The sequence below is a fragment of the Acrocarpospora corrugata genome, from assembly GCF_009687845.1.
In the GTDB taxonomy this organism is placed as follows: Bacteria; Actinomycetota; Actinomycetes; order Streptosporangiales; family Streptosporangiaceae; genus Acrocarpospora; species Acrocarpospora corrugata.
The window spans coordinates 25,689-39,441 of record NZ_BLAD01000054.1 but is presented as its reverse complement, the minus strand read 5'-3'; the positions used below and the strand labels follow the sequence as shown (position 1 = coordinate 39,441).

Annotated in this window: 11 protein-coding genes; all 11 read left to right on the top strand. The window is 69.7% G+C overall.

The genetic code is table 11. From position 1 onward, the window contains the following. The first annotated feature begins 141 nt into the window (after positions 1-141). The 11 genes from Acor_RS19830 (at position 142) to Acor_RS19780 (ending at position 13,736) form a co-directional block, all read left to right on the top strand. A complete protein-coding gene (locus tag Acor_RS19830) occupies positions 142-1,482 on the top strand; it encodes a formimidoylglutamate deiminase (protein WP_155338184.1) in 1,341 nt (446 codons plus the stop codon). Positions 1,483-1,522: 40 nt separating this feature from the next. Continuing rightward, a complete protein-coding gene (gene hutI / locus Acor_RS19825; protein WP_155338183.1) occupies positions 1,523-2,668 on the top strand; it encodes an imidazolonepropionase in 1,146 nt (381 codons plus the stop codon). Positions 2,669-2,844: 176 nt separating this feature from the next. Next, the gene (locus Acor_RS19820) at positions 2,845-3,774 is read left to right on the top strand and encodes a sigma-70 family RNA polymerase sigma factor (protein ID WP_155338182.1); all 930 of its coding nucleotides are present in this window, start codon (positions 2,845-2,847) and stop codon (positions 3,772-3,774) included. 307 nt (positions 3,775-4,081) lie between these two features. Further along, on the top strand, positions 4,082-5,416 hold the full coding sequence (locus Acor_RS19815) for an ammonium transporter (protein WP_155338181.1): 1,335 nt from the start codon (positions 4,082-4,084) through the stop codon (positions 5,414-5,416). Next, positions 5,413-5,751, top strand: a complete 339-nt coding sequence (locus tag Acor_RS19810; RefSeq protein ID WP_155338180.1) for a P-II family nitrogen regulator — start codon at positions 5,413-5,415, stop codon at positions 5,749-5,751. The genes Acor_RS19815 and Acor_RS19810 overlap by 4 nt, the downstream gene beginning before the upstream one ends. Positions 5,752-5,755: 4 nt before the next feature. Next, positions 5,756-8,044 (top strand): [protein-PII] uridylyltransferase, encoded by a 2,289-nt coding sequence (locus Acor_RS19805; RefSeq protein ID WP_246238811.1) that lies wholly within the window; start codon positions 5,756-5,758, stop codon positions 8,042-8,044. A 216-nt stretch (positions 8,045-8,260) separates the two neighbouring features. Further along, on the top strand, positions 8,261-10,984 hold the full coding sequence (locus tag Acor_RS19800) for a sensor histidine kinase (RefSeq protein ID WP_170317003.1): 2,724 nt from the start codon (positions 8,261-8,263) through the stop codon (positions 10,982-10,984). Next, positions 10,981-11,400: a roadblock/LC7 domain-containing protein gene (locus Acor_RS19795; RefSeq protein WP_155338178.1), complete on the top strand. Its 420-nt coding sequence runs from the start codon at positions 10,981-10,983 to the stop codon at positions 11,398-11,400. Before Acor_RS19800 ends, Acor_RS19795 begins: the two co-directional genes overlap by 4 nt. Before the next feature lie 9 nt (positions 11,401-11,409). Next, entirely contained in the window at positions 11,410-11,769 is a 360-nt protein-coding gene (locus tag Acor_RS19790; RefSeq protein WP_155338177.1) for a DUF742 domain-containing protein, read from the top strand. Beyond that, positions 11,750-12,334: a GTP-binding protein gene (locus Acor_RS19785; RefSeq protein ID WP_246238809.1), complete on the top strand. Its 585-nt coding sequence runs from the start codon at positions 11,750-11,752 to the stop codon at positions 12,332-12,334. The genes Acor_RS19790 and Acor_RS19785 overlap by 20 nt, the downstream gene beginning before the upstream one ends. A gap of 268 nt (positions 12,335-12,602) precedes the next feature. Next, a complete protein-coding gene (locus Acor_RS19780) occupies positions 12,603-13,736 on the top strand; it encodes a polyamine ABC transporter substrate-binding protein (protein WP_155338176.1) in 1,134 nt (377 codons plus the stop codon). Positions 13,737-13,753 lie beyond the last annotated feature (17 nt).

Sequence of the window (13,753 nt, the reverse complement as noted above, 5' to 3'; positions counted from 1 at the left end):
TGCTGCGAACTGGCCTTGCTCCGCCGGGCGTGGTCATTTCCTACGTTTTGTGCGGGGGCGCTCGATGACTGAGTACTGGTGTGGGTTTGCTTGGCCTTCGGCGGGCGCGGTCATCTCTTACGTCCTGTGTGGGGATGTTCGATGACTAGGTATTGGTGTGAGCTGGCCTGGCTGCCGCCGGGTGAGGTCATCTCCGGTGTCCTGGTCACCGTCGACGACCGCTGGATCGTGGACGTCGTCCGCCACGCAGACCCTCCGCCGGACGCGGTACGCCTGCCGGGGTTCACCATTCCGGGCCTGGCTAATGCGCACTCGCATGCCTTCCACCGGGCGTTGCGTGGTCACACCCAGGCTGAGCGTGGGTCGTTCTGGACCTGGCGGGAGCAGATGTACGCGGTGGCCGCCCGCCTCGATCCGGACAGTTATCTCGCCCTGGCCACGGCTGTGTACGCCGAGATGGCGCTGGCCGGGATCACCTCCGTGGGCGAGTTCCACTATGTGCATCACGGGCCGGATGGCACGCCGTACCAGGATCAGAATGTGATGGGGCACGCGCTGGTGGAGGCCGCGCGTGCGGCGGGGCTGCGGATCGCGTTGCTGGACACCTGCTATCTGACTGGCGGATTCGGGACTGCGCTGAAAGGGCCGCAGGTCCGGTTTGGGGATGGGAACGCGGAGCGGTGGGCGGAGCGCGCTGATGAGTTGGCCGCCGTCTACCACGGTCAGGAGGATGTGGAGATCGGTGCGGCGATTCACTCCGTTCGCGCGGTTCCACCGGAGCAGATGCCGACCGTGGTCGAGTTCACGCACCGGCACGCGGGGCCGTTGCACGCGCACGTCTCCGAGCAGCAGGCCGAGAACGACGCCTGCGTGGCCGCGTACGCCGCCTCGCCGGTCCGGGTGCTGCACGAGCACGGGGTGCTCGGCCCTCGTTCGACGGCGGTGCACGCCACCCACCTGTCCGATGTGGACGTGGTGCTGCTGGCCGGTTCCAGTACGCATGTCTGCATGTGCCCGACCACAGAACGCGACCTGGCCGACGGCATCGGCCCGGCGCGCCGCCTGCTGGAGGCGGGCTGCCCGATCACGCTCGGCTCCGACAGTCACGCGGTCGTGGACCTGTTCGAGGAGGCACGCGCGGTCGAGCTGGACGAGCGGCTGGCCAGCCAGGAGCGCGGCCACTGGACGGCCCCCGAACTGCTGAACGCCGCCACCGCCGCGGGGCATGCGTCACTTGGTTTCCCCGATGCCGGATTCCTCCTGCAAGGCGCGCACGCCGATCTGGTCACGGTCCGGCTCGACTCGGTCCGTATGGCTGGCGCGACCGCCGGTTCGGCGGTGGAATCGGTGGTGTTCGCGGCGACCGGGGCGGACGTCAGTTCGGTCGTCTCGGGCGGCCGACGGATCGTCGAGGACGGCAGACACACACTGGGCGAAGTCGGCGCACTGCTGCGAAACGCCATCAACACGGTCCGCGGCTGACGGGCCCGGGAATCAGAGTGCGGACTTTCAGGATGGGGCGATGACGGCAACGCTGTTCCGCGGGATCGGGTCGCTCTACACGGGTGATCCGGAACGTGAGGAGATCGCCGGCGCCGCGCTGGTCGTCGAGGGTGGCATGGTGGTCTGGGTGGGTGAGGCCGATGACGCGCCGCTGGCCGATCGTGACGTGGACGTGGACGGGCGGGCGGTTCTGCCGGGGTTTGTGGACAGTCACGCCCATCTGGTCTTCGCGGGGGACCGCACCGCCGAGTTCGCGGCCAGGATGGCGGGGCGGCCGTACTCGGCGGGCGGTATCCGGACCACGGTGGCGGCCACCCGGGCGGCCACCACGCCCGCGCTGGCGGCGAACACGGCGGCGCTGGTCGCCGAGATGATCGCTCAGGGCACCACCACGATGGAGATCAAGAGCGGTTACGGCCTGACGGTCGAGGACGAGCGCAGATCCCTGGAGATCGCCTCCGCGTTCACTCCGGAGACCACCTTTCTAGGTGCCCACGTGGTCCCGGAGGGCGACCCCGATGCATACGTGCGGCTGGTCGCCGGGCGGATGCTGGACGCCTGCGCGCCGTACGCCCGCTGGGTGGACGTGTTCTGTGAGCGGGGCGCGTTCGACGAGGACCAGAGCAGGGAGATTCTGGCCGCGGGGCTGAAGGCGGGGCTGCAGGCCCGGGTGCACGCCAACCAGCTGGGCCCGGGGCCGGGGGTACGGGTGGCCTGCGAGCTGGGCGCGGCCTCGGCCGACCACTGCACCCATCTGACCGACGCGGACGTGGACCTGCTGGCCGCCAGCGGGGTGGTGGCCACGCTGCTGCCGGGGGCCGAGTTCTCGACCCGGTCGCCGTACCCGGAGGCGCGGCGGCTGCTGGACGCGGGAGTGACGGTGGCACTGGCGACGGACTGCAATCCGGGATCCTCGTTCACCTCGTCGATGCCGTTCTGCGTCGCCCTGGCCGTACGGGAGATGGGCCTGACGCCGCTGGAGGCGGTGCGGGCGGCGACCCGGGGCGGGTCGGCGGCGCTGCGCCGCGACGACGTCGGGATGCTGCGGCCGGGCAGCCGCGCGGATCTTGTCATCCTGGACGCGCCCTCGTACGTGCACCTGGCCTACCGCCCGGGAGTTCCGCTGGTGGCGCAGGTGTGGCAGGCGGGACGCCGCGTCGTTTGATTCCTGTTTCCCTGGGCAGACGCCGAAATTCCGGGTCGCGCATCCTCCTCCAGGAGGAAACCAAAACCGTTCTCCGGTCGTATTTGTCAAGGGAATCTTTGCCCTGGCCGATCCGTTGGTCGTTGCAGGACGAAGCGTTGATGAATCATGGCCGCGGCGGAACGAGGTGCCATCAAATGGCGACGGGGAATCGTACGGCAGAGGTCGCGGATCGCGATCTGCTGGGAACCTATCTGGCCGAGATCGGGCGTGTGCCGCTGTTGACCGCCGAGGAGGAGGTGGAGCTCGCCAAGCGCATCGAGGCGGGCCTCTTCGCCGAGCAGCTGCTCGACTCCGGCGACACGGAACCCAAGGTCGGCGACGCGCTGGACGAGGAGCTTGAGCGCATCGCGGTCTCCGGTCAGCGCGCCAAGGATGAGTTCATCCAGGCGAACCTGCGGCTGGTGGTGGCGGTGGCGCGGAAATACTCGGGGCGTGGCATGCCGCTGATCGACCTGGTGCAGGAGGGAAATCTGGGCCTGGTCCGCGCGGTGGAGAAATTCGACTATCGGCGTGGCTACAAATTCTCGACGTATGCGACCTGGTGGATCCGGCAGTCGGTGGGGCGCGCCATTCACGAGCAGGCCAGGCCGGTCCGGCTGCCGACGCACGCCGGCGAGCAGATGACCCGGTTGATGCGGGTCCGCCGTGACATGCTGGCCGAATTCGACGCCGAGCCCACGGATGTGGATCTCGCCGAAGTGCTGGACCTGCCGATCGAGCGGGTCAGGGAACTGCGCCGGTGGGCCTCCGACCCGGTCTCGCTCCAGCTCGGCGTCGGCGACGAGGACGAGACCGAACTGGGCGACATGATCGCCGACGACACCTGGGCCGACCCGGAGCAGCAGGCCATGGCCACCCTGGAGAAGGAGCGCCTGGAGCAGTGGCTGACCGGCCTGGAGGGGCAGGCCAGGGAGATGCTGCGCTGGCGTTACGGCCTGGTGGACGGCCGCGAGCACACGCTAACCGAGGTGGGCGAGCGGTATGGCATCGGCAGGGACCGGGCCCGCCGGGTGGAACGCGACGCGCTGGCCCGGCTGCGGAAGATGGCCCACGCCGCCGCCTGACCAAACTTTCAGCTGAACGCGCATCCCTTTCGGGGTGCGCGTTTTCGCGTGTCCGTACCATCCGAAACTTGCCCGAAACATGCCACAAGCGAGTTTCACAGATGTGAAACACACCACGTCGTGACCTGAAACGGCGGAAGAACACGCTGGCGCCCACGGACGAGAACCCGAGCCTGTGGGCACCCCCCGGCGGCGGAGGAGAGCTCGGCCGAATACGTCAGTGTGCCAGCCGGTCGATGAAGCCTGGGTGCAGCCCACTGCGCACGTGAAAACCGGCCACACGCCAATGGAAGGGAGGGCCGCGTCGATGGAAATCGATACCGGCTCCACATCCTGGATGTTGATCAGCACCGCCATCGTGCTGCTCATGACGCCAGGTCTCGCATTCTTCTACGGGGGCATGACCAGGGCGAAGAGCGTCCTGAACATGATGATGATGTCGTTCGTCAGCATCATCACGGTAACCGTCACTTGGGTCATCTACGGTCATTCCCTCGCCTTCGACGCGGTCGGTGACGGCACCGGCTTCGTCAATAAGATCGTCGGCGGACTCGACGCCGTCGGCCTGTCGGGCGTGGTGGACACCTTCTCCGCGGGTCTGCTCCCCGACAGCACCTCCGACAACATCCCGAACATCGTCTTCTCCGCCTTCCAGTTGACGTTCGCCATCATCACGGTGGCTCTGATCAGCGGCGCCATCGCCGACCGCGCCAAGTTCGGCGCCTGGGTGGTCTTCAGCGTCGTGTGGGCGACCGTGGTCTACTTCCCGGTCGCGCACTGGGTCTGGGGCGGCGGCTGGCTGTTCAACATGGGCATCGAGGACTTCGCCGGCGGCACGGTGGTGCACATCAACGCCGGTGCGGCGGCCTTGGCGCTGGCCCTGGTCCTGGGCAAGCGCGCCGGCTGGCGCAAGGAGCCGATGCGCCCGCACAACCTGACGCTGGTCCTGCTCGGCGTCGGCCTCCTGTGGTTCGGCTGGTTCGGTTTCAACGCCGGCTCCGAGCTGGCGGTGGACGGCACCACCGGCCTGGCCTTCATCAACACCCAGATCGCCGCCGCCGTCGCGGCCGGCGCCTGGATCGTGGTGGAGAAGTTCCGCGACGGTCACGCCACCACCCTCGGTGTCGCCTCCGGCGCGGTCGCCGGTCTGGTCGCGATCACCCCGGCCGCCGGTTTCGTCAACCCGCTGATGGCCCTGGCCCTCGGCGTCATCGCCGGCGCGGTCTGCGCCTACGCGGTCGGCCTCAAGTACCGCCTCGGCTTCGACGACTCCCTCGACGTGGTCGGCGTGCACCTGGTCGGCGGTGTCATCGGCGCCGTCTCGCTCGGCTTCATCTCCGAGTTCCCGTTCCTCCCGCAGCAGGCCAAGGGCCTCTTCTTCGGCGGCGACCTCGGACAGCTGGGCCTGCAGGTCCTCGGCCCGGTCGCGGTCGGTGTCTACTCCTTCGTCGCGACGTTCATCATCGGCAAGATCATCGACAAGACGATGGGCTTCCGGATCGCGCAGGAGGACGAGGTCACCGGTATCGACATCACCACTCACGCCGAGACCGGCTACGACCTCGGCACGATCCACTCCTCGGGCGTAACCTCGCCGAACGGGCCGGCGGTTCCGGCCGAGGCCAAGAAGGTGGACGCATGAAGCTAATCACCGCAATCATCAAGCCGTTCAAGCTCGACGACGTGAAGGCGGCGCTGGAGCAGTTCGGCATCAAGGGCCTCACGGTCAGCGAGGCCAGCGGCTACGGCCGGCAGAAGGGCCACACCGAGGTCTACCGCGGCGCCGAGTACCAGGTCGACCTGGTGCCCAAGGTCAGGGTCGAGGTGCTGACCGAGGAGGACGACGCCGAGGACGTCATCGACGTCATCGTCAAGGCCGCGCAGACCGGCAAGATCGGCGACGGCAAGGTCTGGTCCGTGCCGGTGGACACGGTGATCCGCGTCCGTACCGGTGAACGCGGGCCGGAGGCGCTGTAACCGAATGATGAGAGGGGAAGCTCGCTCGTTCGCCGCGGCCCGCAAGGAGCGGGCCGCGGACATCGACCGCTGGCTCACCGATCTGTTCCGTACGGCGATCAGCCAGCGGAACGGGAAGAGCGGGCTCCCCGAAATCGAGAGAGGAGGCGAGCGCGCCACCGCGGGCAGCGGGGTCGCGCTCGTCGCCGTCGGCAGCCTGGGCCGGGGTGAGCTGGCGCCCGGCAGCGACCTCGACCTGGTGCTGCTGCACAACGGCCGGGACGACGTCGCCCAGATCGCCGACCGGATCTGGTACCCGATCTGGGACTCCGGGATCGGCCTGGACCATTCGGTCCGTACCGTGGACGAGGCCGCCAAGGTCGCCAGGGAAGATCTCAAGGCCGTGCTCGGCCTGATCCAGGCCCGGCACATCAGCGGTGATCCCGAGCTCACCCGGGCGGCGCGCGAAGCCGTCCTGGTGGAGTGGCGGGCCGACTCCCGGCGCCGCCTCGGCGAGCTGCGGGAGGCCGCGGACAACCGGGCCGACACCAGCGGGGAGCTGGCCTTCCTGCTGGAACCCGATCTGAAGGACGCCCGCGGCGGCATCAGGGACGTGCAGGCGATGCAGGCCGTGGCCGCCGCCTGGGTGGCCTCCGCGCCGGGGCCCCGGGTCCGGGAGGCGTACGAGCTGCTGCTGGACATCCGGCACGGGCTGCACCTGGTCACCGCGCGCGGCACCGACCGGCTGGTGCTGCAGGAGCAGGACGCGGTGGCCGGCACGCTCGGGCTGCTGGACGCCGAGGCGCTGATGCGCCGCCTGGCCGAGGCCGGGCGGACCATCGGGCACGCGTTCGACGCCACCTGGCGGACCGTGGACCGGCTGCTGTCCGGGCCCGCGCCGCGTGGCCGCCGCCCGCTCGCCGACGGCGTGGTGGAGCACGGCGGCGAGGTGGTGCTGGCGCGCGGCATCAGCCCGCGCAACGATCCCGTGCTGGTGCTGCGGGCCGCCGCGGCCGCCGCCGAGGCCGGGCTGCCGCTGGCCCCGGCCACCGTGAGCATGCTGGCCGCCCAGTCGCCGCCGCTGCCGGTGCCGTGGCCGGACGAGGCCAGGGACGCGCTGGTGGGGCTGCTCGGCGCGGGCCGCGCCGCCGTGCCGGTGTGGGAGGAGCTGGACCAGGCGGGCGTGCTGGTACGGCTGATCCCGGACTGGGAGCGGGTCAGGCACCGGCCGCAGCGCAACCCGGTCCACACCTACACGGTGGACCGGCACCTGATCGAGACGGCCGCCGGGGCCGCCGCGTTCACCCGCGAGGTGTCCCGCCCCGACCTGCTGCTGATCGGCGCGCTCCTGCACGACATCGGCAAGGGCTGGCCCGGCGACCACTCCACCACCGGCGAGGTGGTGGTCCGCGACATCGCCACCCGGATGGGGCTGCCCCCCGCCGACGTGCAGGTGCTGGCCACCGTGGTCCGCCACCACCTGCTGCTGCCGGAGACGGCGACCCGCCGGGACCTGGACGACCCGATGACGATCTCCCGGGTGGCCGACGCGGTCGGCAGCCGCGAGGTGCTCGAACTGCTGGCCGCGCTGGCGGTCGCGGACGGCCAGGCCACCGGCCCGGCCGCCTGGAACACCTGGAAGGCCTCGCTCGTCTCCGATCTGGTGCGCCGGGTCAGGTCGGCGCTGTCGGGCACGCCGCCCGCGCGCGCGCCGAGCCTGTCGCCGGAGCAGGCGTCGCTGGCCCGGCACGGCGGCGGCGCGATCCGGGTGAACGGCGGCGCGGTGACCGTGGTCGCGCCGGACCGGCCCGGCCTGCTCTGGCGGGCCGCCGGGGTGCTGGCCGCGCACCGGATGGTGGTGCGCTCGGCCTCCGCCGCGTCGGCAGGCTCGACGGCGGTGATCGAGTTCGCGGTGGTCCCCGAGTACGGTTCGCCCCCCGACCCGGCCACCCTGGAGGCGGATCTGCGCCTGGTGCTGGCCGGGCGGCTGGACATCGAGCAGCGGCTGGCCCGCAGGACCCGCTCGCTGCGCCCGCCCCGGGTGCCGGTGGCCCCGCCCCGGGTCACCCTGGTGGACGACGCGTCCAGTACGGCCACCGTGGTCGAGGTGCGCGCGCACGACCGGCCCGGCCTGCTGTGGAAGATCGGCCGCGCCTTCGGCGACTGTGGCCTGGACGTTCGCGCCGCGCGGGTGGAGACGCTGGGCGCGGAGGCGGTCGACGTCTTCTACGTGGTGGACCGCGCCGGGCGGCCGATACTGGACGAGCAGCAGCGGCTCCAGGTGCGGGAACAGGTGCTTATAGCCCTCAGATGATCTTCTGTCCGGCCTGTCCCTGGGAATCATTCCACTTACCAGTTGGTAACGATTGCGTCCCTTGTATCGGTAAGGCCTCTTACCAACGTGACCTTGTGGTCGAATTGTCCGCGCTTGTGTGGCAATGGCACTTCACGTTTGCGGGGGCCGGTGAGTACCGAAAAAACGGCAGGGAAACGGGAACGCGCCAATAGTTTCGCGCTGCGGAACTGGCGCGTGCCAACCCGGTTGACCGCCTTGATCCTCGCGCCCACACTCATCGCGGTGATCTTGGCCGGCATCCGGGTGAGCGACTCCATCGGCAGCATCTCGGCCAACCAACGAACCCTCGCCGCCGCCGAATACGCCGGGCGGCTCCGCGACCTGAGCCAGCAACTCGGCACCGAGCGCGACCGCACGGCCTGGCTGGACGGCCTGACCGGCGTGCGCGCCTCGCTCCGCGACCCGACCCGGATCCTCCAGCAGCAGTCCTACGACCTGAACCAGCAGAAGTCCGTGGTGGACCGGATGCTGGCCGCGTCCATCGAGGACCTCGGCCAGATCGACGAGTCCTTCGGCGAACGCGCCCTGGAGGAGGCCAAGCAGGCGCTCGGCCGCCTGGAGGTCATCGCCGACAGCCACGCCGCCGGACGGGACAAGGACGAGGCCACCTCGGTCTTCTTCGACTACGGCCAGGCCATCGCCACCCTGCTGCGGCTGCACGACGAACTCGGCGAGATCAGCGACGACCCGCAGGTGGTCGCCGCCTCCCGGGCGCTCAGCGCGCTGGCCCACGCCAAGGACGAGGCGTCCCAGCAGCGGGCGGTGCTGCTCACAGAGCTGCTGGAGCCCCGCCAGGCCTTCACCCCCGACGACCTGCAGCGCTTCCTCGGCTCCTGGTCCCGGCAGGCCTCCTACACGACCGCGTTCAACGCCGAGGCCGACACCGCCGCGTTCACCGCCTTCTTCACCGCCCGCAGCGTGCCGGCCGCCCGGGACGTGGAGATGACCAAGGCGTGGGCGGTCGCGCTCGGTTCCCGCAACCACGCGCTGCGCCCGATCCCCGGCCGGGTGATCACCGCGCAGGAGTGGTTCAAGGACAACGCCGCCGCGCTGGACGCGATCAAGGGCGTGGAGCAGCGGGTCGCCGACCAGGTGCTGACCCGCGCCTCCGCGCTCCAGTCCGCCGAGCAGCGCAGCGCCCTCATCGCGGGCGGCCTCATCCTCGCGCTGATCGTGCTGGTGCTGGCCACCACCGTGCTCATCGCCAGGTCCATGGTCCGCCCGCTGCGCCGGCTGCGCACCGAGGCCCTGGAGATCGCCGGCATCCGGCTGCCCGAGGTGGTCCGGCGGATGCGCGAGTCCAGCGAGCCCCAGGCGCCGCCGGACGTGCACCCGGTCACCGTGGACAGCGCCGACGAGATCGGCGAAGTGGCGCAGGCCTTCGACGAGGTGCACCAGCAGGCGGTCCGGCTGGCGTCCGAGGAGTCGCAGCTGCGTAACAACGTCAACGCGATGTTCGTCAACCTGTCCCGCCGGACCCAGACGCTGGTGGAGCGGCAGATCTCGCTCATCGACGGCCTGGAGCGCGGCGAGCAGGACGGCACCCGGCTGGCCGACCTGTTCAAGCTCGACCACCTGGCCACCCGCATGCGCCGCAACAGTGAGAACCTGCTGGTCCTGGCCGGGCACGAGCCCGCGCGCAAGCGCAGCCAGCCGGCCCGCCTGCAGGACGTGGTCCGGGCCTCGCTGTCGGAGGTCGAGGGGTACGAGCGGGTCACCGTACGGGTGCACCGTTCGGCCGCCGTGGCCGGGCACGCGGCGAACGACGTGGTGCACCTGGTCGCGGAGCTGGTGGAGAACGCCATCGCGTTCTCGCCCAGGGACACCAAGGTGATCGTGTCCAGCAGCCCGATCGAGGGCGGCGCGGTCCTGCTGGCGGTGAGCGACACCGGCATCGGGCTCTCGCCCGAGGAGCTGATCGAGACCAACCGGCGGCTGGCCGAGCCGCCCACCGTGGACGTGTCGGTGTCCCGCCGGATGGGCCTGTTCGTGGTCGGCCGGCTGGCGCAGCGGCACGGGATCCGGGTGCAGCTGCGGCCGGGCGACGTGTCCGGGCTGATCGCGATGGTGCTGTTCCCGGCCGAGATGATCACCAACCCGGACGCCAAGCCGGCCCCCGGGTTCGGCGAGGTCACCGCCTGGCCGACGCCGGCCGCGATCGAACCCGCGGGCTCGTTCCAGAGCGCCGCCACGGGCGGGCTGCCGGTGCGCAAGCCCGCTCCGCCGCGCGAACCGGAGTCGTCCAACGGATGGTCGGCCTTCGGCGTGCCGCCGCGGCCGGCCCAGCCCGCTCAGCCCGTCCAGCCGGCTCAGCCGGAGTCGGCGGGGGAGTCCACGGCGGTGTTCCCGGCGTTCACCGAGCACTCGGGCGCGTTCCAGGTGATGGGCGCGCCCGTGTACGAGCGGCAGCCGCTGCCGAAGGCGCCGGAGCAGCCGCTGGAACGCGGTGACGAGTTCTTGCCAATTTTCGCGTCGGTGGAGTCGGCGTGGTTCCGCCGCCCGGACGCCAAACCGCCTGCGGCGCCTCCTCCGGGGCCTATAGTGCCGCCTCAAGCGTCACACGCGCCTCAGCCGCCCCCGCTGCCCCAGGGGCAGGCCGTACCGCCGCAGAGCGCCTGGCGGTCCAGTGCGGACACCGGCTTCCGTGCGGCGGCGGCGGCCAACGAGCCGGCCGCGGGCGGAGTGACTTCGGCGGGGCTGCCCCGCCGTACCCCCAGGGCGAACCTGGTGCCAGGATCGGTGAATGCCGCGGGCTCCCCGCCCGCCACGGCCGCGCCGGCCTCACCGGACGCGGTCCGGGAACGGTTCTCCAGTTTCCAGCGGGGTGTGCAGCGGGGACGCGCGGCGGCGGCCGGGGAACCGGTCGACGAGTCAGGCAATCAGGAGGAGGGCTCGTGACTGAGCTGAGCGTCGAGGCGCGCAGGTTCGACTGGCTGATCACCGAATTCGTGGCCGGCACCCCCGGTGTCGCGCATGCCGTGGTGGTCTCCGCCGACGGCCTGCGGCTGGCCCACTCGGACGGATTCCCACCGGACCGGGCCGACCAGCTGGCGGCGGTTGCCGCCGGGCTGCTCAGCCTGACGGCGGGCGCCTCCCGGGTGTTCGATGGCGGCGCGGTGACCCAGACCGTGGTGGAGATGCAGCGCGGTCTGGTGCTGGTGATGGCCATCAGTGACGGTTCCTGTCTGACCGTGCTCGCGGCGCCGGACTGTGACATGGGTCTGGTGGCCTACCAGACCACGCTGCTGGTCGAGCGCGCAGGTCAGACGCTTACGCCCGCGCTGCGGGCCGAGTTGCAGACCTCTCGTCGGTGATGTCCGGTGATGCGTGGGCCTGACGGAGCCGAGGACGAGCCGCTGTTCCGTCCGTACGCCGTCACCGGAGGACGTGCAGAACCGCGTTACCATCTGGCGATGGAGACGTTGGTCTCCACGGTGACGTTCATGAGCGATGACTACTCGATGCTCGAGCCCGAGCAGGAAGCGATCATGACGCTCTGCCGTTCCGTCCGTTCGGTCGCGGAGATCTCCGCGCTGCTCCGGGTCCCCCTCGGTGTGGCGCGGGTGCTGGTCGCCGATCTGGCCGACGAGGGTCTGGTGCGCCTGCACATGCCGCAGCTCAACCAGGGACAACCAGACCACAATTTGCTCGAAAGGGTGCTCAGTGGACTTCGCAGGCTCTAGTCGCGGCCTGACCTCGACGAAGATCGTCGTGGCGGGCGGGTTCGGCGTGGGCAAGACGACCTTCGTCGGTGCCGTCTCGGAGATCCTTCCGCTGACGACCGAAGCGGTGATGACCGATGCCAGCGCGGGCATCGACGACCTCGGGCTGACGCCGAACAAGACCACCACCACGGTGGCCATGGACTTCGGCCGGCTCTCCCTCGACCAGGACCTGATCCTGTATCTGTTCGGCACGCCTGGACAGCACCGTTTCTGGTTCATGTGGGACGACCTGGTGCGTGGCGCGATCGGCGCGGTGGTTCTGGTCGACAGCCGCCGGTTGGCCGACAGTTTCCCCGCCATCGACTACTTCGAAGAGGCCCAGCTGCCCTTCGTGGTGGCGATGAACGGCTGGGACGGGCAGTTCCAGCACGCCGAGGAGGAGGTGCGGGAGGCGCTGTCGCTGACCGCCACCATTCCGGTCGTCCGTACGGACGCGCGCTCCAGGGAGGCGGTCAAGTCAACTTTGATCACCTTGGTGGAGTATGTGCTGACGGTTCGGTCGGCGTACGGGCGACCGTACTAGCCGGAAGACGGTCGTAGCGGGCCATGTGCTGACCGGCACGTGGCCCTTCGCTTTGCCCAGAAAAAGATCATTAAATGGTGATTTAGGAGTATATGTCCAGGTTCGCAAAGTGGACCTGGACGTGAACTGAATCCAGATTCAAATCAGACCGTGAACGTCCAGCTAACAATGTCCTGAAAAGTCTTGATCTATCTTGATATGGGCTGCAACACTCCCTCTTTGGTCTGCTGCTCGCAGGCATCTAGGCACCTATGAAGGAGTAGCGGTCGTGTCCCGTATCCGGTACACCCGTCAACTGCCGGCTGCTTTCACCGCCGCCGGACTTGTCCTCGCGCTGGCCGCGTGTGGTGGATCAAGCACCTCGCCGGACTCCACCGCGGCGGCGGCGCCCAGCGCCACGACGGTTCAGCTCGACCCCAACGCGGATCTGAGCAAGCAGAGCCTGTCCATGTCGATCTGGGAGGGCTACAGCCCGCCTGACCTTCCGGACCGCATCAAGAAGGATCTCGGTTTCGACCTGAAGATCGCCCCGCATGCCACCAACGAAGAGATCATGGGCAAGCTGACCACCGGCGCCGAGACCGGCTTCGACGTGGTCTTCGTGTCCGGCCAGTACGCGCAGGCGCTCAACGAGGCAGGTCTCCTCGAACCCCTGCACTCCGAGCTGATCCCGAACCTGGCCAACCTCTACCCCGAGGCCACCAACCTGTCCTACGACAAGGGCAACGTCTTCTCGGTGCCCTACACCTGGGGCACCACCGGCATCTGCTACCGCACCGACATGGTGGACGCCGAGCCGACCAGCTGGAACGACATTCTCGCCCCCAAGGGCAAGGCCCGCGGCAAGGTCCTGATGATGACCACCGAGCGCTGGCTGGCGCTGCCCGCGCTGAAGGCCCTCAAGAAGTCGATCAACACCACCGCCGACGCCGACCTGGCCGCGGCCAAGGACCTGCTGATCAAAGCCAAGTCGACGATGCTCGGCTTCGACGACGTCACCTTCGGCGACAAGCTGAAGAGCGGCGAGGCGGCCATGGCCGTGGCCTGGGACGGCTGGTGCCCGACCGACAACCCGAAGATCAAGTTCAAGGTCCCGGCCGAGGGCAGCGACCTCTGGGCGGACACGATGGTGGTGCTGAAGTCCTCCAAGAACAAGGAGGCGGCGCACGCCTTCATCAACTACATCCTGGACCCGAAGGTGCACGGCTGGGTGGCCGCCAACATCCTCTACAACGTGCCGAACAAGGCCGCGATGGACTCGGTGGACAAGGCCCTGCTGACCACCTACCCGTCGCTCGCCGTGACCCCGGCGCAGCTGCTGGAGGGTGAGTCGATCATCGACCTCGGCCCGGACTCGGTGAAGTACACCCGCCTGTCCACCGAGGTACAGGCAGCTCAGTAACGCGGCAGGCGTGGCGG

Bases quoted from the DNA above. Each gene is read 5' to 3' on its own strand.
- Acor_RS19830 (WP_155338184.1), top strand. From the start codon at position 142: ATGACTAGGTATTGGTGTGAGCTGGCCTGGCTGCCGCCGGGTGAGGTC.
- hutI (WP_155338183.1), top strand. From the start codon at position 1,523: ATGACGGCAACGCTGTTCCGCGGGATCGGGTCGCTCTACACGGGTGAT.
- Acor_RS19820 (WP_155338182.1), top strand. From the start codon at position 2,845: ATGGCGACGGGGAATCGTACGGCAGAGGTCGCGGATCGCGATCTGCTG.
- Acor_RS19815 (WP_155338181.1), top strand. From the start codon at position 4,082: ATGGAAATCGATACCGGCTCCACATCCTGGATGTTGATCAGCACCGCC.
- Acor_RS19810 (WP_155338180.1), top strand. From the start codon at position 5,413: ATGAAGCTAATCACCGCAATCATCAAGCCGTTCAAGCTCGACGACGTG.
- Acor_RS19805 (WP_246238811.1), top strand. From the start codon at position 5,756: ATGATGAGAGGGGAAGCTCGCTCGTTCGCCGCGGCCCGCAAGGAGCGG.
- Acor_RS19790 (WP_155338177.1), top strand. From the start codon at position 11,410: ATGCGTGGGCCTGACGGAGCCGAGGACGAGCCGCTGTTCCGTCCGTAC.